This window comes from uncultured Formosa sp. (assembly GCF_947500765.1).
Classification (GTDB): Bacteria; Bacteroidota; Bacteroidia; order Flavobacteriales; family Flavobacteriaceae; genus Formosa.
In genome coordinates, this window is the sequence record NZ_CANMTH010000002.1 from 67,287 (window position 1) to 86,192 (window position 18,906).

Consider the following 18,906-nt stretch of genomic DNA (forward strand, 5'->3'; position numbering starts at 1 on the left):
TTCGTTTTTTTTATTTGTTAGATTATCAGTACATTGCGTTCTGTTAAAAATCTTAACATTTAGGTAATAATAGATTATTAAATAGGTCTATTTTTGCAGATGTAAAATTAATCTCAAATAACAAAAATGAAGAACATTAAACAAAACTTATTTTTTGCAATTTTCATGGTGATTAGTACTGTGTCTTTTGCTCAAAGTATTGTTACAGGAACTACAGTAGATCCTGATTCCAACTTGCCTTTACCTGGTGTTAACATCGTGGAAAAAGGAACAAAAAATGGTGTTTCAAGTGATTTCGATGGAAAGTTTACTTTACAGACAACTAAAACAGATGCTGTAATCGTTATTTCTTACATCGGTTATTTATCTAAAGAAGTTCCTGTTTCAGGGAATGTAGATTTAGGTAAAATTAAATTAGAATCTAGCGAATTTGGTTTAGATGAAGTTCAAATTATTGCTTCTGTAGCAGTAGACAGAAAAACTCCTGTTGCAGTATCTACTATTAGATCTGAAGAGATTGAATTAAAATTAGGAACTCAAGAATTTCCTGAAATTTTAAAATCTACTCCTGGAGTTTACGCAACTAAATCCGGTGGTGGTTTTGGTGATGGTCGTATTAACTTAAGAGGTTTTGAATCAGACAACGTAGCTGTTATGATTAATGGTGTACCTGTAAACGACATGGAAAATGGTGCTGTTTACTGGAGTAACTGGGCAGGTCTTTCAGACGTAACTAGTTCTATGCAAGTACAACGTGGTTTAGGTGCTTCTAAAGTAGCGGTTCCTTCTATTGGAGGTACAATTAACATTATTTCTAAAACTACTGATATTGAAGAAGGTGGTTCTATAGGGACATCTGTTGCTAACGATGGATACTTAAAATTCGGAGCAACATATTCAACAGGTTTAATGGATAATGGTTTTGCTGCTACGGTTTCTGCTTATAAAACAGACGGTAATGGTTATGTAGATGGTACAGAGTTTAATGCTGTGTCTTACTTCTTAAACATTTCAAAACAAATTGGTGAAGATCATAAATTATCTTTTACTGCTTTTGGAGCGACTCAACGTCACGGACAAAGACAAAATAGACAATTAATCTCTACTTATAGAGCAACAGATAGTGGTAAGCGTTTTAACGCAGACTGGGGTTATAAAAATGGTCAGGTAACGCATCAAGAAGATAACTTTTACCACAAACCACAAATATCTTTAAATCACTATTGGAATATCTCTGATAAAACAACTTTATCTACGGTGTTATACGCATCATTCGGATCTGGTGGTGGAGGTGGTTACTCTGGAACTAACAAATTCGGACTTGGAACTGATGGTGTTAGTGATTACAGAACTGGATTATATGGCCCTGTAGATTTCGATAAAATTGTAGACGAAAATGAGGCTCAAGGGGCTTATGGTTCTGAAACTATTTTAAGAGCATCTCGTAACGACCATAACTGGTACGGTTTATTATCTACTTTAGATACTCAAATCACTGACGATATTGTGTTAATTGGAGGTGTAGATTTAAGAACGTACAAAGGAATTCACTTCTCAGAAGTAACAGATTTATTAGGAGGTCAGTTTTATGCAGATGATGCAGATGTAAATAACCCAAATGCAACATACAAAGTAGGAGACAAATGGTCTTACAATAACGATGGTTTAGTAAACTGGTTAGGAGTTTTTGGTCAAGTAGAATATTCTAAAGATGATCTTTCTGCTTTCGTTTCGCTTTCAGGATCTAATACATCTTACAAACGTATCGATTACTTTAACTATTTAGATAGCGATCCAGATCAAGAAACAGACTGGTACGACTTTTTTGGCTATATGGCTAAAGGGGGTGCAAACTACAACTTAACAGACAACCACAATGTGTTTGCTAACATTGGTTACTTCGAAAAAGCTGCTGGTTTTGACGGTGTATTTATTGGTTTTGATAATGAAAACATTAATCCAGATGCTGAAAATCAGAAAATCTTTAGTATGGAATTAGGTTATGGTTACAGATCTCAAAAATTAACTGCTAACATAAACTTATACAGAACAACTTGGGATGATAGAACAGAAACGTATACGTTCAATCAACCAGACGGAACAAGCTCTACTGCTAACCTTTTAGGAGTAAATGCTATTCACCAAGGTATTGAAGTTGATTTCACATACAGACCAACTGATAGATTAAGAGTTACAGGTATGATGTCTTTAGGAGACTGGAGATGGGATAACAACTTAGAAGGTGTTGAAATCTATGATGAAGAACAAAACTTAATTGAAACAGTAGATTTATACATTGAAGACTTACATGTAGGTGATGCTGCTCAAACAACTTTTGCTTTAGGTGCTAATTACGAAATCATGGAGAGAACTAACTTAATGTTAGATTATAACTACTACGATAATTTATATGCTGCTTATGATCCTAGTGATAGAGGTACTGCAGGTGCTCCAGATGCATGGAAAGCTCCCGCTTACTCATTATTCGATTTAGGTTTATCTCATAATTTTGATATGGGACCATTTGATGTGCGTTTATTAGCTAGAATGAACAACATTTTTAATGTAGAGTACATATCTGATGCTAACGATGGTACAGGTTCTACAGCAAACACTGCTCTTGTATATTATGGTGCAGGAAGAACGTTTAGTATTGGAGCTAAGCTTAACTTTTAAAAAAAAATAAAATGAAAAAATTAATATTTTTATTATTAGCTGTAGGTGCAATGTTCACGAGTTGTGATCCTATGGAAGATATTTACAACGACCTTGATAGTGTTGAGACTCCTATAGTTGGAAGTGAAGACTATACATTAGTTGCTGACGATTATACAGCAATGGGTTTAAGTTTTAGCAGTTTCGATACAGAAGATCAAGCTAAAGAATTAATACCAGGATTTTTATCTGATACATATTCTATCTGGGGAAAAGGATCTTCAGTATTAGTAACTTACGATTTGTACAAGTCTAACAGCATTAAATCTACTACAGCTTACACAGTAACTGAAGATGATTACGATACATTAGGATTTACTTATGGTAACTTTGATAGTGCTGGAGATATGACAACATTACTTATGTACAAGTATCCAGATGCAGTAAGAGGTGATTTAGTTGAGTTAACTTACTTATACTATGCATCAGGATCTACAACAGAGGTAACAAATAGTTTTATTCTTTTAGATGCATGGGAGATGATTACTCAGTTTTCTATTGAAGATTATAATGCAATGGAACAAACCTATGCTAACTTCTCAAATGAGGATGTTGCAGAATTTAACATTTCTGTGTACTTAAAAACATTATTTCCTTACGCTATGGAAGATGATAGTGTTGTAACTATGTATGAATTATATGTAAGTGGAGCTGATAACGAAATGAACTTAGTTCCTTATGTATTTGACGGTTCATCTTGGAATGCAGTTTCATCTGTAGTTTCATCATCTTTACAATTTGGTCACGATGGTGATACTTGGGTGCCAGACAATACAATTAAGTATACTGTAGCTTCTGCAGACTACACTTATATGTCTTCTCAATTAATATCTGTATCAGGTTTTGAAGGTCCAGCAGAAAGTATGGGTAACTACGGAAACTTTGATAGAAGAGAAGGTAACTCAAATTACTGGAGCTTAGATATGATTGAAACAGCAATGGCTATCTTATTAGACAATAATGATCCTAGTGCCGCAGATGATCAAAAATACTTAATGACTTACGATATTTACAACGGTACAAATACTACCGAAAGTATGTCTTTAATAAAAACAGATGGAGTTTGGGTAATTAATGAATAATCCAATTTTCAACTTATATAAATTAAAACCATGTAGAAATACATGGTTTTTTTATGCCGTTAAATTGCTTACATTTGCTTTTAATAAAATAAAAAATCATCATCATGTATAATGTAATTCTAAATTTACATTCCTATTGGGCATTTTTAGTCTTAGCCGTTTTAATTATTGCTACAGTTAATAGTATTGTTAAATATGTTGGTAAAAAGGAATATGGTCCTAAAGATTTTAGACTGGCTTTGTTTACCATAATTGTATCTCACATTCAATTATTAATCGGAATCATTTTATATGTAGTGTCTCCAAGATTATCATTGTTTAGTGAATTAGGTATTGGTGGAGTTATGAAAGATTCTATTAGTAGATTGTATTTAATAGAACATCCGGTTATTAATATTATAGCACTTGTATTTATTACAATGGGCTATTCTAAACATAAAGCGAAATTATCGTCTCACGCAAAATTTAAAACTATTTCTATATTTTATGCTATTGGTTTAATTCTCTTGTTATCAAGAATTCCATGGAGTATATGGTTAGGATTATAAATTATAAGCGGCTTTTTAGTCGCTTTTTTTGTGTTTAATCTTTTGCTTTTATAACGTAGATATATACTGGAAAATGATCACTATAACCATTAGTGAAACCTTCGTACCCAAAACTTCTAAATGGATATCCTTTATAAGTTCCCGTTTTAGTAATTAGAAACCGAGCATTAAAAATACCAGCTTTATAAAATCGATACGAACTAAAATCGGATTCTAATAACGGTTTAGTTACTAAAATTTGATCGAAAAGACTCCATTTGTCACGATATGCAGTTGTGCCAAACCCATCACTATAAAGTTGTTCCATAGGATTGTAAATGCCCTTTAAACCCACTTTTCGTTTCTTTTTCTTTGTGTTTAATACTTTTTTAAAACTATCGTTTGTTGGGTCATCATTAAAATCACCCATACTAATTATTTTCGCGTATGGATTTATGGTTTGTAGCGAGTCTATAATGTGTTTATTAAGTTTAGCCGCAGCAATACGTTTAGTGTTGCTTTTTGTTTCTCCACCGCGTCTAGAAGGCCAGTGATTCACAATAATATGAATTAAATCAGTCTCTAAAAGTCCGCTAACAACTAATTGATCTCTAGTATAAATTGGCTTTCCTGTAATTTCATCTTTTAAATGTAAAGCATAATTAGATGTTGCCGTTGGGGTAAATATTTTTTTCTGATATAATAATCCAACATCAATACCACGACGATCAGGTGAGTCAAAGTGTATAATACCATAATTATATTTAACCAGTAAGGAATCGTTTGTAATATCTTCTAGAACGTTCTTGTTTTCAACCTCTGAAACTCCTAAAATCACTGGTACATTATGAGTGGTTTCAAAACCAATCTTTGAAATAACTTTAGACATGTTTTTTATTTTCATAGCATATACTTCTGCCCGGTTGTCTGCTAACTCCATAATTGGACTACTTTCATCAAAAGTTATAGGGTTGTTTTCAATATCGAATAAATTTTCAAGATTGTAAAACGCTACGGTATGTATTGTAAATGCTTTGTCTTGTGCAGATAATAAAGAAGAACAAACAATACATGTTAGAAGATAAATAGATTTAAAATTTGATTTCATAAATAAAAATATAAACATAAAGATAGGTTTTTATTAATAAAATTTATAAATTATAACTCCTTAAGTAATTGATAGCTAGAAAGTAATAGATTTTAAATTGATTCTATGAAGGTTTTTGTTCTAGCAAGTTTGTGTTTTGTTTTGTCTTTTCAATCTGTTTTGGCCCAAAATCAAAACGTTTCTGGAAGCGTAAAAGATGCTGTGTCTTTACATCCTCTTAATCATGTTTCAATTGAAATTGAAAGCACTATTTATAATACAGAAACAGATAGTTTAGGTCAATTTCAATTAAAGCAGATAAATCTTATTGGGGACTATATTCTTAAACTCTCTAAAGTAGGGTATGTTGATAAACGCTATCCAATCATAATAAATGAAGGTGTTCCATTACGTATAGACGATATGTTTCTGCAAGTTGATGCAACTTCTAATTTAGATGTATATACTATTATTTTAACAGACGATGAATTGAATGATGATACAAGTGCATCCGATAATATTTCAGGCTTATTACAAGCGTCTAAAGATGTTTTTCAGCGTACAGCAGCGTTCGAGTTTAGTAGTTCTTTCTTTAAAATACGAGGCCTAGACTCTAGTGAAGGTAACCTTTTAATAAACGGCATAGAAATGAATTCTATGTTTAATGGGAGAATGCAATGGAGTAATTGGGGCGGAATAAACGATGTCTTAAGAAATCAGGAATTTAATTATGGTTTAGAAGCTTCTACGCTTAATTTTGGAGGTGTTTTAGGAACTACAAATATTAGTACTCGCGCTTCGAAATATCGTCAAGGTGGCCGACTGACTTATACCTCTTCCAACCGAAGTTATTCTAATCGATTAATGGCTAGCTATGCTTCTGGTTTGGTTAAAAATGGTTGGGCGTATGCGCTTTCTATTGGTAGGCGTTGGGGAAAAGAAGGATACCAAGATGCTACGTTTTATGATGCCAATTCTTTTTTTGTTTCGGTTGAAAAGAAATTAAGCAAAAAACAAAGTCTAAATTTTACTGGGTTTTATACACCAAATCGTCGCGGTAAATCGTCGCCAAATACACAAGAGGTTTTCGATTTACGAGATATTAAATATAACGAATATTGGGGCTATCAGGATGGTGAAAAACGAAATTCTAGAGTTAAAGATATCTCCCAACCCATTTTAATGCTGAGTCATTATTGGGATATAAACTCAGATACAGAACTTCAAACAAATATGAGTTATACATTTGGAAAACAAGGGCATAGTCGTTTAGATTATCCTGGTGGCGGAAACCCGAGTGCTGCATACTATCAGAAATTACCAAGTTATTATTTAGCAGAAGCTTCCGGACCTGATTATACCAATGCTTATCTCGCAGAACAGGAGTTTATTAATAATGGTCAAATAGATTGGAATCGGATGTACGATGCTAATTCAACCAATGCCAATCAAGGTATAGAAGCTGCTTTTGTGTTGTACGAAGATCGTACAGATGATAATCAGTTCACTATAAATTCTATTTTAAACACAGAAATTAATGACCATATTTTACTAAGTGGCGCTTTGAATTATTCTCAATTGCAATCTGCTAATTTTGCTGAGATACTAGATCTTTTAGGGGCTTTAAATTATTTAAATGTAGATGCTTTTGATGGTTGGCAATACAATTTACAAAATCCAAATGCGTTAGTTGGTAAAGGCGGTAAGATTAAGTATAATTATAACATGCATGCTAACGTCTTTTCTGGTTTTGCTCAAGCACAATTTAAATATAAAACGCTCGATTATTTTCTAGCGATTAATGCAAGTCATACTAATTATCAACGCGAAGGATTATTTCAAAATGAAGCTTTTCAGGATAATTCCTTGGGTAAAAGTGAAGCCTTAAGTTTTTTAGGTTATGGAATTAAGGGAGGTGTAACATATAAGTTTTCGGCAAAACATGTTCTAGATTTTCATGCAGCTTATCTTACTGAAGCTCCAAATATTCAAAATTCATTTTCTAATCCTAGAGAGAATAATAATGTAGTAAAAGGAATTTCAGAACAGCATATAATGGCTGCCGATATAAATTATATTTACAGATCTCGTATTATAACGTCTAAGCTAACTGGATTTTATATTGATAAAAGAGGAAGCAATGAAATTGGTTTTTATTATGCAGACGGACTAACATCTGCAGGAATCGAGTTTAATGAAACATCTGCCTTTGTACAAGAAGTGCTCCACAATGTAAATACACTTCATTTTGGTTTAGAATTTGGAATAGAAGCGAAATTAACTTCATCTTTTAAGTTAAAAGCAGCTGCATCTTCTGGGCAATACACTTATAATAACAATCCAAATTTATATTTAACCTCGTCTAGTTTTGTAACTGAAGATGGTGCTATAAATTTTGGAGCTGCTAACCTTAAAAATTATAAAGTTGCAGGCGGACCGCAATCGGCAATTTCTTTTGGATTTGAATATAGTGATCCCGATTATTGGTGGTTTGGTGCAACTATTAATTATATGAATAATACTTACGTAGATGTGAGTCCGCTAACAAGAACGTCAAATTTTTATTTAGATGACGACGGCTTGCCCTTTAATGATTACGATGAAAATGTGGCCAAACAACTTTTAAAACAAGAACGATTTGATGATTATTTGGTGGTGAATTTAATTGGTGGAAAATCGTGGAAGATTGATAAATATTACCTCGGCCTATTTGTAAGCGTTAACAATTTATTAGATAATCTCTATAAAACTGGCGGGTTTGAACAAGGTAGAAATGCAAATTATAGAGAGTTGAAAGCCGATAATGAAAACCCTATTCGTGTGTTTGGCCCTAAATATTGGTATGGTCGTGGCGCCACGTATTTTGCTAATGTAAATATTAGATTTTAATAAATATTAAATTTTTTGAAGATGAAAAGGATAAGAAATATAAATCGGATTTTAACTGTTCTTCTTTTAGTAGGATTAATGTCGTGTGTTCAAGACGATGATTTTTCTGTGCCAAAACATTTAAATGAAGATGAAAACGAAGCTTTAAATACAATACTTGAGGGTATAGAAGAAGGAACAATTACCGAAATTTCTATTGCCTCTTTAAAACAACAATTTGTCGCTGGTGAGGTTATTCCGTTTGTATCAAATAGTGTGGTGAAAGGTTATGTAACATCGTCTGATAAAACAGGAAATTTCTATAAGGAAGTATATATTCAAGATCAGCCTAGTAATCCAACGGCAGCAATAAATATTGTTTTAAATCAGGTCGATTCTTATAATCAGTTTAATCTAGGTAGAGAAATATATGTGTCTTTACAAGATTTATATTTAGGAGAAACAGCCTCAGAGGTTCTAGCTATTGGAGGTGCAGAAGATGGTAGTCGAGTCGGTTTATTAACCGAAAATCAAATTAAAACGCATGTGTTTAGGTCTTCAGAAACTATTGAAATAACACCTCTGAATTTGAATTTTTCAGATATTAATGAGAATTATATTGGTATGTTTATAGCCATTGATAATGTGGAATTTCCAGAAAATCTAGAAGGGCAATCGTATTTTAATGCTATAGATGATTTTGATACCCAACTAAAAATGCAACGTTGTGAAGGTTTTGGTTACGAGGAATTTATTTTAGAAACAAGTTCGTTTTCTTCGTTTAAAAATGAAATTTTACCAACTCTAAACGGCACAATAAAAGGTATAATTTCTAAAAGTTATGGAGGTGATGATTTTGTTCTTCTATTAAATGATACCAAAGACGTTATTCTAAATAATCCGCGTTGTACACCTTTAAATGCAGACGGTTTTACTATAATCTTCGAAGAAACTTTTAATGATGCCGTAGATGAAGATATTCTAGATACCGAAGGATGGATTAACTTTTCTGAACGTGGACAAGTGCTTTGGACAGAGCAAATCTATAGTAAAAATGGTTATGCCGAATTTGGAACTTTTGGCGCAACCGATACTCAGAATGTTGCTTGGCTAATTTCTCCTAGTATAAATATGGATTTGTATTTAAATGAATTTCTTAACTTTAAAATGGGACAACACCATGTTACATCTGTAAGAAATAAAATTGAAGTTTTAGTGTCTACAGACTTCAACGGTGTAGATGTGCTTAATGCTACTTGGACTGAAATAGACGCAAAAGTACCAACTAAATACGATGAATGGTATGCGTTTAAAGATTCTGGATTGATCGATATTTCTCAATATAAAGGAACATTATATGTCGCATTTAAAGTCACAGGTTCAGGAACTAATGAAGCATTAGATGGTTCCTATCAATTAGATGATCTTAGAGTGTTAACCGAAAAATAGTTAAATAACTACGGGAACATTTCTTAATAATAAATACACTGGGAAATGGTCACTATAACCACCTTTGTAGGTTTTTCCAACATATGTTCTAAATGGCTGGCCTTTATATTTTCCTTTGTATTGTTTTAAAAAATCGGCATCAAAAATATCTGCAGTATCAAAATTATGAGTGCCCGGTTTGTGATCAAGAAAATTATGAGTTAACATAAACTGATCGAATACATCCCACTTAAATCTATAATTTATACTACCACGTTCAAAAGAAGTGAGGCTTTCCATCGGATTAAAAAGTGCATTATTATTTACCAAAGCTTGCACACTTTCACTTGCAGAATTATCGTTAAAATCGCCCATCACAATAATTTTTGCATTTGGATTTTCAGCTTTAAGTCCTTCAATAATTTCAGTAGCTTTATTAGAAACTTCCATGCGTTTTGGAGCGTTCGATTCTTCGTTTTTAGAAGGCCAGTGATTTACTAAAAAATGCATGGGTTCGCCATCAAAAATACCAGAAACACGTAAAATATCTCTAGTATAGTCAGCAAGACCATTATCATCCATTAAAACAATAGAATAAGGTGCAGAATCTGTAACTTCAAATTGTGTTTTATCATAAATAAAAGCGACATCAATACCACGTTCATCGGGAGAATTATAATGAACAAAACCATAGGGAATGTCTTTTAAATGTTCAGAATCTAAAAGATCTTGAATCACTTTTGCGTTTTCAACTTCAGCAACACCAACAATTGCAGGGTGTGTTCCCGTTTCGTTTTTTCCAATATTAGATATTGCAAACCCTAATTTAAACAATTTGTTTTCGTATCGTTTTAAGTTCCAGCGCTTTTCAGATGTCGATAAAAAATCATTATCGTTTATAGTTGGATCGTTGGTGATGTCGAATAAATTTTCTAAATTAAAAAAGGCAATAGTTTTCATGTAATGGTGTAAATTTCTATGGCAAGATAAGACTTCAAAAAGTAATAAGGAATCTTAAAAATATAAAAATTAATCAGCGTACAATTATGTAACTTTGTGCTTTAAATCAATTTATGCTAGAAAAAAAGGATATAAACTTAGAACGGGCAGTATTAATAGGTGTCATCACTAAAGATCAAGACGAAGAGAAGTCTAAAGAATATTTAGATGAATTAGAGTTCTTAACCTTTACTGCTGGAGGTGAAGTAATGAAACGATTTACTCAGAAAATGGAAGTGCCAAATCCTAAAACTTTTATAGGGACAGGAAAAATGGCCGATGTTCAGCAATTTATAGAAGATAATGATATTGGGACAGCAATTTTTGATGATGAATTGTCTTCTGCTCAAGAACGAAATATAAGTAAAATATTAAATTGTAAAGTCTTAGATCGAACTAATTTAATCTTAGATATTTTTGCTCAACGTGCACAAACTAGTTACGCAAGAACGCAGGTAGAATTAGCACAATGCGAGTATTTATTACCACGTTTACGTGGAATGTGGACACACCTTGAACGCCAAAAAGGGGGAATAGGAATGCGTGGTCCTGGGGAAACCGAGATAGAAACAGATAGACGTATTGTAAGAGAACGTATAGCGCTATTAAAAGCTAAAATTAAAACCATAGATAAGCAAATGTCTGTGCAACGTGGAAATCGTGGTGCAATGGTTCGTGTGGCTTTAGTTGGGTATACCAATGTTGGGAAATCGACATTAATGAACGTTATTAGTAAAAGTGACGTATTTGCCGAAAATAAATTATTTGCAACCTTAGATACAACAGTTCGTAAAGTAGTTATTCATAATTTACCATTTTTATTAAGTGATACGGTTGGGTTTATTAGAAAGTTACCAACCCAATTGGTAGACTCTTTTAAAAGTACTTTAGATGAAGTTCGCGAAGCAGATTTGTTACTACATGTTGTAGATATTTCGCATCCTAATTTTGAAGATCATATTGCATCTGTAGAAAAGATTTTAGGAGAAATACAAGGTGCAGATAAACCTACAATAATGGTGTTTAATAAGATTGATGCCTATGAAGCAGAGCCTTTTGATGAAACCGATTTACAAGAAGTTCGAAATTCAACACACTATTCTATAGAGGAATGGAAACGTACTTGGATGAATAAACTAGGCGATAATGCATTATTCGTTTCAGCTTTAAATAAAGAAAACTTAGAAGATTTTAAAAAACGAGTGTACGATGAAGTTCGAGAAATTCACGTTACGCGTTTTCCTTATAATAAATTTTTATATCCAGATTACGACGATCTAGATTTAAGTGAAGAAGAATAAAAAAATGCGCTATTAAGCGCATTTTTTTTTATGTTAATTTTCAAGCACATTTTTTAAAATTGAAACTAACGTAGATAATTTTATTTAACTTGTGAGTAGAAAAGAATTAATAGTATATGTCTAAACTAAATCATAGGAATGTTGAGATTGAAGGTTCTAATGCTTTTACAGGAATTGAATTAAAAGAAGCTGAAGATCATGCTGCAGGACTAACTGCTGTAAAAGTAGCTTTAGGGCATGTTTTTAAGGAAATGGGAGTAGTTAGGTCTTTAAAAACCTTATCACATATGAATCAGATAGATGGCTTTGATTGTCCAGGTTGTGCTTGGCCAGATCCTGCAAAGCGTTCTAAGTTAGGAGAATATTGCGAAAATGGTGCAAAAGCATTGTCTGAGGAAGCCACAAATAAAGAAGTTGATGCTAATTTCTTTAAAAAATATTCTATTGAAGAAATTTCTACATGGACAGATTATGAAATAGGAAAGAGTGGTCGTCTTACCCAACCAATGCTTTTAAAGCCTGGAGCGATTTATTATGAACCTATAAGTTGGAAAGATGCTTTTAAAGTTATTGCAGAACATTTATACGAGTTAGATAATCCTAACGAAGCCATTTTTTACACTTCAGGAAGATCTAGTAATGAAGCTGCATTTTTATATGGTTTATTTGCGAGAGCTTTTGGTACTAATAATATGCCAGACTGTTCTAATATGTGTCATGAATCTAGTGGTGTAGGCCTTTCTGAAACACTAGGCATAGGAAAAGGATCTGTTAAATTAGAAGATTTTGATAAGGCCGAGGTTGTTATGGTTATTGGTCAGAATCCAGGCACCAATCATCCCAGAATGTTATCGGCTTTAGAAAAATGTAAAGCTAATGGCGGATACATTGTGAGTGTAAATCCATTAGCAGAAGCAGGGTTGGTGCGATTTAAAAACCCACAAGAAATCTCTGGTATTATTGGCAACGGACATAAATTAGCAGATTACCATTTGCAGGTTAAAATAAATCAAGATGTTGCTTTATTAAAATTGATACAGAAAAGATTAGCAACATTAGATGCTATAAATCATAATGTTTTCGATCATAAATTTATAGAAAAGTATACAGAAGGTTATCAGTCTATTATGTCTCAGTTAGATACACATTCCGATGATGAGTTATTAAATCTATGTGGTGTTAATAATAAAGATATCGATGAAGTTGTTAAGCTACTTGCTAAGTCTGATAAAATAATTATTTGTTGGGCCATGGGGTTAACTCAACATAAAAATGGCGTAAACAATATTAAAGAATGTGTTAACCTGTTACTTTTAAAAGGAAGTTTAGGTAAACCTGGGGCAGGAACGTGTCCTGTTAGGGGGCATAGTAATGTACAAGGAGACCGCACAGTTGGTATTATGCATTACATATCCAAATCTTTTAACGATGCGATTAAAACCACCTTTGGCTTTAATCCGCCAGAAGATATGGGGTACGATGTTGTAAGAGGGATACAAGCTATGTACAATAAGAAAGCTAAAGTTTTTTTGGCATTAGGAGGTAACTTTGTTTCTGCAGCATCAGATACGGCGTATACAGCCCAAGCGATACAAAATTGTGATCTTACTGTGCAAATTAGTACCAAGCTTAATAGAAGTCATTGTATTGTTGGTACAACGGCTTTAATATTACCAACGTTAGGACGGTCTGATCAAGATTTTACAGCAGGTAAACAACGTCATTTTACTGTAGAAAATAGTATGGGTGTTGTGCATCAATCTAAAGGATTTTTGAATCCGATTTCTGAAGATATTAAAAGTGAACCAGATATTATTGGAGGTATTGCAGATGCTTATTTTAAAGGTAATCATCCTGTAGAATGGAAGTTGTTAAGTGCAGATTACGATTTGCTTCGTGAAAAAATGGGGCAAGTTGTCCGTGGTTTTGAAGATGTGAATTCTAAATCGAAAGGTAGAGGCTATTATTTACCTAACAATGTACGTGATTTAGATTTTAGTAGGTTACCAAATAAAAAAGCACAATTTACGGTTATAGAATTACCTAGTCACAATCTAAAAGCAGACGAATTTTTATTGATGAGTATTCGTTCTCACGATCAATTTAATACAACTATTTATGGTTTAAATGATCGTTATAGAGGAGTGTTTAATGAAAGACGTGTTTTGTTTATGAATGAAACCGATATGGAGAAATATCAATATAAAAAATTCGATGTTGTTAATTTAACGAGTAATTATAAAGGGAAAGAACGTAAAGTCTTTAATTTTTTAGTAATTCCGTATAATATTCCAATAGGAAATTTAGCGGCCTATTATCCTGAAACGAACCCGTTAATCCCTATAGATGAATATGCTGTTAAAAGTAATACGCCAATAAGTAAATCTGTAAAAGTTACAGTAGAGAAAAGCGTAACATTATAAATAAAAATCTTCAATGTAATATTGAAGATTTTCTGTAATTACAAAGTGTAATTTATTATTTCTTTGGAGGTCTGGCAGAAAATTCTTCTAAATCAAGAAAACCATCAGAGTTTTTATCCTTTCTTGCGAACATTTTCTTAGTATCTACAGGTGGTTTTTTGTTTTCATCATTTTCTTTTACTCTTACTTCTCTAGCTTCTAATTCTTCTAAACTTAGTTTACCATCTTCATTTGTGTCAAGTCTTTCAAAAGCAACCTTCGGATCTCTTTTTTGTTTTTCTTCTTGTGCACTAATATTAGAAAAGCTTAATAGGACTAGCACTAAAGCACTGATTTTAATTAGTTTCATGTGTTGTTTTTTTATCATGTTAATATAAGTGTTAGACTATTTTGTTTTACAGAAGTTTAATTTGTTTTTTTAATAAAATTAAAAAGGGCTTCAATATTATATTGAAGCCCTTTTTTGAAATAAATATATTCTTTTAGATTAGAAACCGTAGCTAAGACCAAATGTCCAGTACGATTGTAAATCATTATCTACATCATCTAATGTAGTTGTTGTTCCTTCTGTAATAGCATAATTATATGCTTCTTGTCTGTTTCCTCTTAATCCAAATTCAAAACCAAGTCCAATTCCTTTCCAAACTGTGTATGAAAGTCCGTTTGTCCAAGTCCAGTTTGAATAATTAGAATCTTCGTAAGATTGGAATAAAGATAAATTAGATTTTACTTTTAACTTTCCAAAAGCTTTATTGTAGTCTGCTACAATTTTTGCACCTAAAGAAGATTCGTATTCTGAATCACCATTACTAAATACAAAGTTGTAGTTTAAAGGATGAGCAACTACTACTAATTCTGAAATTGGTGTCCAAGTAATACCAACACCTAAGTCTAAGTAACCTGGATCATTAAAGTTGTTTAAAAGAGTTGTTCTGTACTCTGCTAAACCAGAAGCAGCTAATTTATCACTTAATTTATAACCATAAAGAGAAGTTATTGTAAATACGTCTGTTGCTTGACTATAGTCATCATTGTCGGTATTGTCATCTTTGTCATCAAATTTTACCCAGCTAAGGTTAATGTTTGCATTAGTGTACCAGAAAAAAGTATCTCTGTTTAATTTAGCGTAAGGATTAACAGTTATTGTAATGTTACCTGCAGAATTGTTTGGTGTTTCTTGAGGGTACCAATTACTGAATTCTGATAAGTTAGCACCAATAGTTCCAAAAGCACCATAATGCCATCCTGGGAAAGCATCAATTTGTGATTTCAATGCATTCACTTCAGATTGAAGTGCATTTATAGAATCCTGTTTAACACTTTTCAGACTCTGTAATTCTTCTTTAGTTTGAGAAAAAGATACTGTAGCTACCAATAAAAGGCAAATTGTTAAAATTCTTTTCATAATTTTATTATTTTCATAATTTAAGTTGCAAACTTATAACCTAGTTTCTCAAAATGAAAGCAAAATCTTATTTTCTTTTATAAAGCGGAACACTTGAACACGCTTCTCCAAACATAATGGATCGTGCAATAGGTTTTAATTTGTTCGAAATCATGACATATGCACTATCAGGTACAGGTTTTTTAGAACAGCCCTTTATAATAACAGGAGCATCTTTAAAATCAGAAACATCTAGAGTATTTATAATGTCTTGATAAATAGATGTTTCTAATTGGTCTAAATTGCCTAAAACTGTTTTTTTAGCAAAAGGTTCTAATTCTAATGTAATTAACATATAAGCCCAAGATGGTATGATAGCGTCTGTACTACACGTTAATGCAACATATGTGCTTTGGTATTGCTTCCAATTATGTGCAGCAATTAGAGTCCTGAAATCGGTTTCTCGAAGGACTAAGCCTTCTAGAAGCCAATCTTTGATATCTATTAAAATTCTAGCACCAGACGGATAATAGTCTTCTAGGTCTAAAACTTTAAGCTTGCTACTCGCAACTCTATTTATAATGTCTTCTGCCATATAATTAAAGCATGCCTAATTCTAATTTTGCTTCTTCGCTCATTAAATCCTGACTCCATGGTGGATCGAAAGTAATTTCTACTTCTGCATCTTTAACCATATCTAAAGATTTTACTTTCTCTTCAACCTCTAAAGGTAAAGTTTCTGCAACTGGACAATTAGGTGTTGTTAACGTCATTAATATTTTAACCTCAGCATCTTCATTTACAAATACGTCGTAAATTAATCCTAATTCATAAATATCTACTGGAATTTCAGGATCGAAAATGGTCTTTAATACCTTAACGATTTTTTCGCCTAATACGGCTGTATCTAGTTCTGTACTCATTTAGCTCAATTGTGTTTGGTATGCAATGGCATACATTTTTAATTGTTTAATCATACTTACTAATCCATTAGCACGCGTTGGTGACAAATGTTCTTTTAGACCAATTTCATCTATAAAATCGGTATTAGCGTCTAGTATGTCTTTAGGGTGTTGATTAGAAAATGTACGGATTAAAATAGCAATAATTCCTTTAGTGATAATAGCATCACTATCGGCTGTAAAAATCACTGCATTATCCTTCATCTCAGCATGTACCCAAACTTTACTTTGGCAACCTTTAATAAGATTGTCGTCTGTTTTATATTTTGTCTCGATTAAAGGTAACGTTTTACCTAAATCAATCATATATTGGTAACGTTCTTCCCAATCTTCAAACATTGAAAATTCGTCAATAATTTCGTTTTGTATATCTTGTATAGCCACGGCTTAATTTTTTATCAAAATTACTAATTGTAAGTATGTTATTCAACCTTTTTAGAAAGAGATAAAATATATTCTACCAAAGGTTTAATTTTTTTGTTAGGATTCTCATGATCAAATTCTGTAGTACTATACACAGTATCTTCTTCAATGATTTTTAACCTTGCTGAAGCTGCTCCATCATGTGCTCGTTTCATGGAAGGTGCTTCTAGAGTAGGTAGTGTCTTTAAATCTATAGCATGTAATTTATCCATTAAAATATCCCATTCTGTTTTAGAAATAGTTATAATTTTATCTGGACCTTGTTGTTGTGTTTTAACAAGAATTTCTTGATTTTCTATTTTTATTTCTAAGAAATAACCTCTAGTAATTGCTTTGTATTCTATTAAGACATCATTTTGAGCAGTTACAGCACTATTTTTAGTAATTCCGCAAGCGGTACATAATATAATAGTTACTAAGATTGTGAAATATTTCATAGTATAAAATTGATATTAGAAAATTACAAAAAAAGGAGTCTACCTGTATTTAAGATAACATCATTTTAGCTTTTTTAACACCATTTACTAAGGTATCAATTTCTTCTTTAGTATTATAAAAAGCGAAAGATGCTCTTACAGTTCCTGGTATTTTATAAAAATCCATTACAGGTTGTGCACAATGGTGACCTGTTCTTACAGCTATCCCTAATTTATCTAAAATGGTACCGACATCGTATGGATGTATTCCGTCTAGGTTGAATGAAATAACAGATGTTTTATGCTTAGATGTTCCGTAAATTTTTAAACCTTCAATTTCCGAAAGTTTCTCGGTTGCATAATCTAGAAGTTCGTGCTCGTATTTTGCAATAGCATCAAACCCGATAGCGTTTATATAATCTATGGCTGCTCCAAAAGCTATTCCTCCACAAATGTTGGGTGTTCCAGCTTCAAATTTATGAGGTAAATCTGCATAAGTTGTTTTTTCGAAAGTGACTTCGGCAATCATTTCACCACCACCTTGATATGGTGGTAATTTTTTTAACCATTCTTCTTTTCCGTAAAGCATACCTTGGCCAGTAGGTCCACACATTTTATGAGCAGATGTTACATAAAAGTCTACATCTAATGCTTGAACATCTGGTTTAATATGTGGGCAAGATTGTGCACCGTCTACTAATACAGCAGCACCCACAGCGTGTGCTTTTTCAATAATATATTCTATAGGATTTATAGTTCCTAAAGCATTCGAGATATGATTAACAAAAACCAATTTGGTATTTTTAGAAAGGAGTTTGTCGTATTCTGACATAATTAATTCACCTTCTAAATTCATCGGAATTACTTTAAGTGTCGCTCCAGTGCGTTCACATAACATTTGCCAAGGCACAATATTGCTATGGTGTTCTAGAGCCGAAACGATAATCTCGTCTCCCTTTTTTAATAGGCTTGAAAATCCGTTTGCTACTAAATTAATACTATGTGTTGTTCCTGCAGTAAAAATAATTTCATGAGAAAACTTAGCATTAAAATGCTTCTGAATTTTTATACGTGCTTGCTCGTAAGCGTCTGTAGCTTCTTGGCTTAAACGGTGTACACCACGATGTATGTTTGCGTTATAGTTGCTATAGTAATCTACAATAACATCTATAACTTGTTTAGGGGTTTGTGATGTTGCTGCATTATCTAAATACACTAAAGGTTTGCCATTTACTTGTCTGTTAAGTATAGGGAAATCTTTTCTGATGTGTTCAACGTTAAACATAATGTT

The 18,906-nt window shown here is 32.5% G+C and carries 16 protein-coding genes; 7 read left to right on the forward strand and 9 right to left on the reverse strand.

From position 1 onward, the window contains the following. The first annotated feature begins 126 nt into the window (after nt 1–126). The 3 genes from Q1B05_RS03400 to Q1B05_RS03410 all read left to right on the forward strand — a co-directional run bounded on the left by Q1B05_RS03400 (nt 127) and on the right by Q1B05_RS03410 (nt 4,345). Nucleotides 127–2,676: a TonB-dependent receptor gene (locus Q1B05_RS03400; protein ID WP_299777591.1), complete on the forward strand. Its 2,550-nt coding sequence runs from the start codon at nt 127–129 to the stop codon at nt 2,674–2,676. Nucleotides 2,677–2,687: 11 nt separating this feature from the next. After that, nucleotides 2,688–3,797: a hypothetical protein gene (locus tag Q1B05_RS03405; RefSeq protein ID WP_299777593.1), complete on the forward strand. Its 1,110-nt coding sequence runs from the start codon at nt 2,688–2,690 to the stop codon at nt 3,795–3,797. A gap of 104 nt (nt 3,798–3,901) precedes the next feature. After that, nucleotides 3,902–4,345: a hypothetical protein gene (locus tag Q1B05_RS03410; RefSeq protein WP_299777595.1), complete on the forward strand. Its 444-nt coding sequence runs from the start codon at nt 3,902–3,904 to the stop codon at nt 4,343–4,345. A gap of 34 nt (nt 4,346–4,379) precedes the next feature. On the opposite strand, the gene Q1B05_RS03415 is transcribed toward Q1B05_RS03410, so the two are convergent. Further along, complete coding sequence (locus tag Q1B05_RS03415; RefSeq protein ID WP_299777597.1) at nt 4,380–5,432, reverse strand: endonuclease/exonuclease/phosphatase family protein; 1,053 nt, start codon at nt 5,430–5,432, stop codon at nt 4,380–4,382. A 105-nt stretch (nt 5,433–5,537) separates the two neighbouring features. Between Q1B05_RS03415 and Q1B05_RS03420 the strand changes: the two genes are divergently transcribed. Further along, on the forward strand, nt 5,538–8,300 hold the full coding sequence (locus Q1B05_RS03420; protein ID WP_299777599.1) for a carboxypeptidase-like regulatory domain-containing protein: 2,763 nt from the start codon (nt 5,538–5,540) through the stop codon (nt 8,298–8,300). Between the two features lie 21 nt (nt 8,301–8,321). Continuing rightward, nucleotides 8,322–9,728: a DUF5689 domain-containing protein gene (locus Q1B05_RS03425; RefSeq protein ID WP_299777601.1), complete on the forward strand. Its 1,407-nt coding sequence runs from the start codon at nt 8,322–8,324 to the stop codon at nt 9,726–9,728. Here Q1B05_RS03425 and Q1B05_RS03430 read toward each other — a convergent pair whose 3' ends face one another. Further along, nucleotides 9,729–10,667, reverse strand: coding sequence for an endonuclease (locus Q1B05_RS03430; RefSeq protein WP_299777603.1), 939 nt, complete (start codon nt 10,665–10,667; stop codon nt 9,729–9,731). It lies immediately after the preceding gene. 113 nt (nt 10,668–10,780) lie between these two features. Between Q1B05_RS03430 and hflX the strand changes: the two genes are divergently transcribed. Beyond that, entirely contained in the window at nt 10,781–12,007 is a 1,227-nt protein-coding gene (gene hflX / locus Q1B05_RS03435; protein WP_299777605.1) for a GTPase HflX, read from the forward strand. A 116-nt stretch (nt 12,008–12,123) separates the two neighbouring features. After that, complete coding sequence (locus Q1B05_RS03440) at nt 12,124–14,430, forward strand: FdhF/YdeP family oxidoreductase (RefSeq protein ID WP_299777607.1); 2,307 nt, start codon at nt 12,124–12,126, stop codon at nt 14,428–14,430. A 55-nt stretch (nt 14,431–14,485) separates the two neighbouring features. On the opposite strand, the gene Q1B05_RS03445 is transcribed toward Q1B05_RS03440, so the two are convergent. From Q1B05_RS03445 to Q1B05_RS03475, 7 genes are all read right to left on the reverse strand, one after another. Beyond that, nucleotides 14,486–14,779, reverse strand: a complete 294-nt coding sequence (locus tag Q1B05_RS03445) for an EF-hand domain-containing protein (protein WP_299777609.1) — start codon at nt 14,777–14,779, stop codon at nt 14,486–14,488. Between the two features lie 138 nt (nt 14,780–14,917). Beyond that, nucleotides 14,918–15,835: a DUF3078 domain-containing protein gene (locus Q1B05_RS03450; protein ID WP_299777611.1), complete on the reverse strand. Its 918-nt coding sequence runs from the start codon at nt 15,833–15,835 to the stop codon at nt 14,918–14,920. A 67-nt stretch (nt 15,836–15,902) separates the two neighbouring features. Then, nucleotides 15,903–16,409 (reverse strand): DUF2480 family protein, encoded by a 507-nt coding sequence (locus tag Q1B05_RS03455; RefSeq protein WP_299777613.1) that lies wholly within the window; start codon nt 16,407–16,409, stop codon nt 15,903–15,905. A 4-nt stretch (nt 16,410–16,413) separates the two neighbouring features. Beyond that, nucleotides 16,414–16,737, reverse strand: coding sequence for a DUF59 domain-containing protein (locus Q1B05_RS03460; RefSeq protein WP_299777615.1), 324 nt, complete (start codon nt 16,735–16,737; stop codon nt 16,414–16,416). Further along, a complete protein-coding gene (locus Q1B05_RS03465; protein ID WP_299777617.1) occupies nt 16,738–17,160 on the reverse strand; it encodes a SufE family protein in 423 nt (140 codons plus the stop codon). A gap of 38 nt (nt 17,161–17,198) precedes the next feature. Next, complete coding sequence (locus tag Q1B05_RS03470; protein WP_299777619.1) at nt 17,199–17,636, reverse strand: hypothetical protein; 438 nt, start codon at nt 17,634–17,636, stop codon at nt 17,199–17,201. Between the two features lie 49 nt (nt 17,637–17,685). Beyond that, nucleotides 17,686–18,900: a cysteine desulfurase gene (locus Q1B05_RS03475; protein WP_299777621.1), complete on the reverse strand. Its 1,215-nt coding sequence runs from the start codon at nt 18,898–18,900 to the stop codon at nt 17,686–17,688. Between the last annotated feature and the right edge of the window lie 6 nt (nt 18,901–18,906).

Bases quoted from the DNA above. Each gene is read 5' to 3' on its own strand.
- Q1B05_RS03400 (WP_299777591.1), top strand. From the start codon at position 127: ATGAAGAACATTAAACAAAACTTATTTTTTGCAATTTTCATGGTGATT.
- Q1B05_RS03405 (WP_299777593.1), top strand. From the start codon at position 2,688: ATGAAAAAATTAATATTTTTATTATTAGCTGTAGGTGCAATGTTCACG.
- Q1B05_RS03410 (WP_299777595.1), top strand. From the start codon at position 3,902: ATGTATAATGTAATTCTAAATTTACATTCCTATTGGGCATTTTTAGTC.
- Q1B05_RS03415 (WP_299777597.1), bottom strand. From the start codon at position 5,432: ATGAAATCAAATTTTAAATCTATTTATCTTCTAACATGTATTGTTTGT.
- Q1B05_RS03420 (WP_299777599.1), top strand. From the start codon at position 5,538: ATGAAGGTTTTTGTTCTAGCAAGTTTGTGTTTTGTTTTGTCTTTTCAA.
- Q1B05_RS03425 (WP_299777601.1), top strand. From the start codon at position 8,322: ATGAAAAGGATAAGAAATATAAATCGGATTTTAACTGTTCTTCTTTTA.
- Q1B05_RS03430 (WP_299777603.1), bottom strand. From the start codon at position 10,667: ATGAAAACTATTGCCTTTTTTAATTTAGAAAATTTATTCGACATCACC.
- hflX (WP_299777605.1), top strand. From the start codon at position 10,781: ATGCTAGAAAAAAAGGATATAAACTTAGAACGGGCAGTATTAATAGGT.
- Q1B05_RS03440 (WP_299777607.1), top strand. From the start codon at position 12,124: ATGTCTAAACTAAATCATAGGAATGTTGAGATTGAAGGTTCTAATGCT.
- Q1B05_RS03445 (WP_299777609.1), bottom strand. From the start codon at position 14,779: ATGAAACTAATTAAAATCAGTGCTTTAGTGCTAGTCCTATTAAGCTTT.
- Q1B05_RS03450 (WP_299777611.1), bottom strand. From the start codon at position 15,835: ATGAAAAGAATTTTAACAATTTGCCTTTTATTGGTAGCTACAGTATCT.
- Q1B05_RS03455 (WP_299777613.1), bottom strand. From the start codon at position 16,409: ATGGCAGAAGACATTATAAATAGAGTTGCGAGTAGCAAGCTTAAAGTT.
- Q1B05_RS03460 (WP_299777615.1), bottom strand. From the start codon at position 16,737: ATGAGTACAGAACTAGATACAGCCGTATTAGGCGAAAAAATCGTTAAG.
- Q1B05_RS03470 (WP_299777619.1), bottom strand. From the start codon at position 17,636: ATGAAATATTTCACAATCTTAGTAACTATTATATTATGTACCGCTTGC.
- Q1B05_RS03475 (WP_299777621.1), bottom strand. From the start codon at position 18,900: ATGTTTAACGTTGAACACATCAGAAAAGATTTCCCTATACTTAACAGA.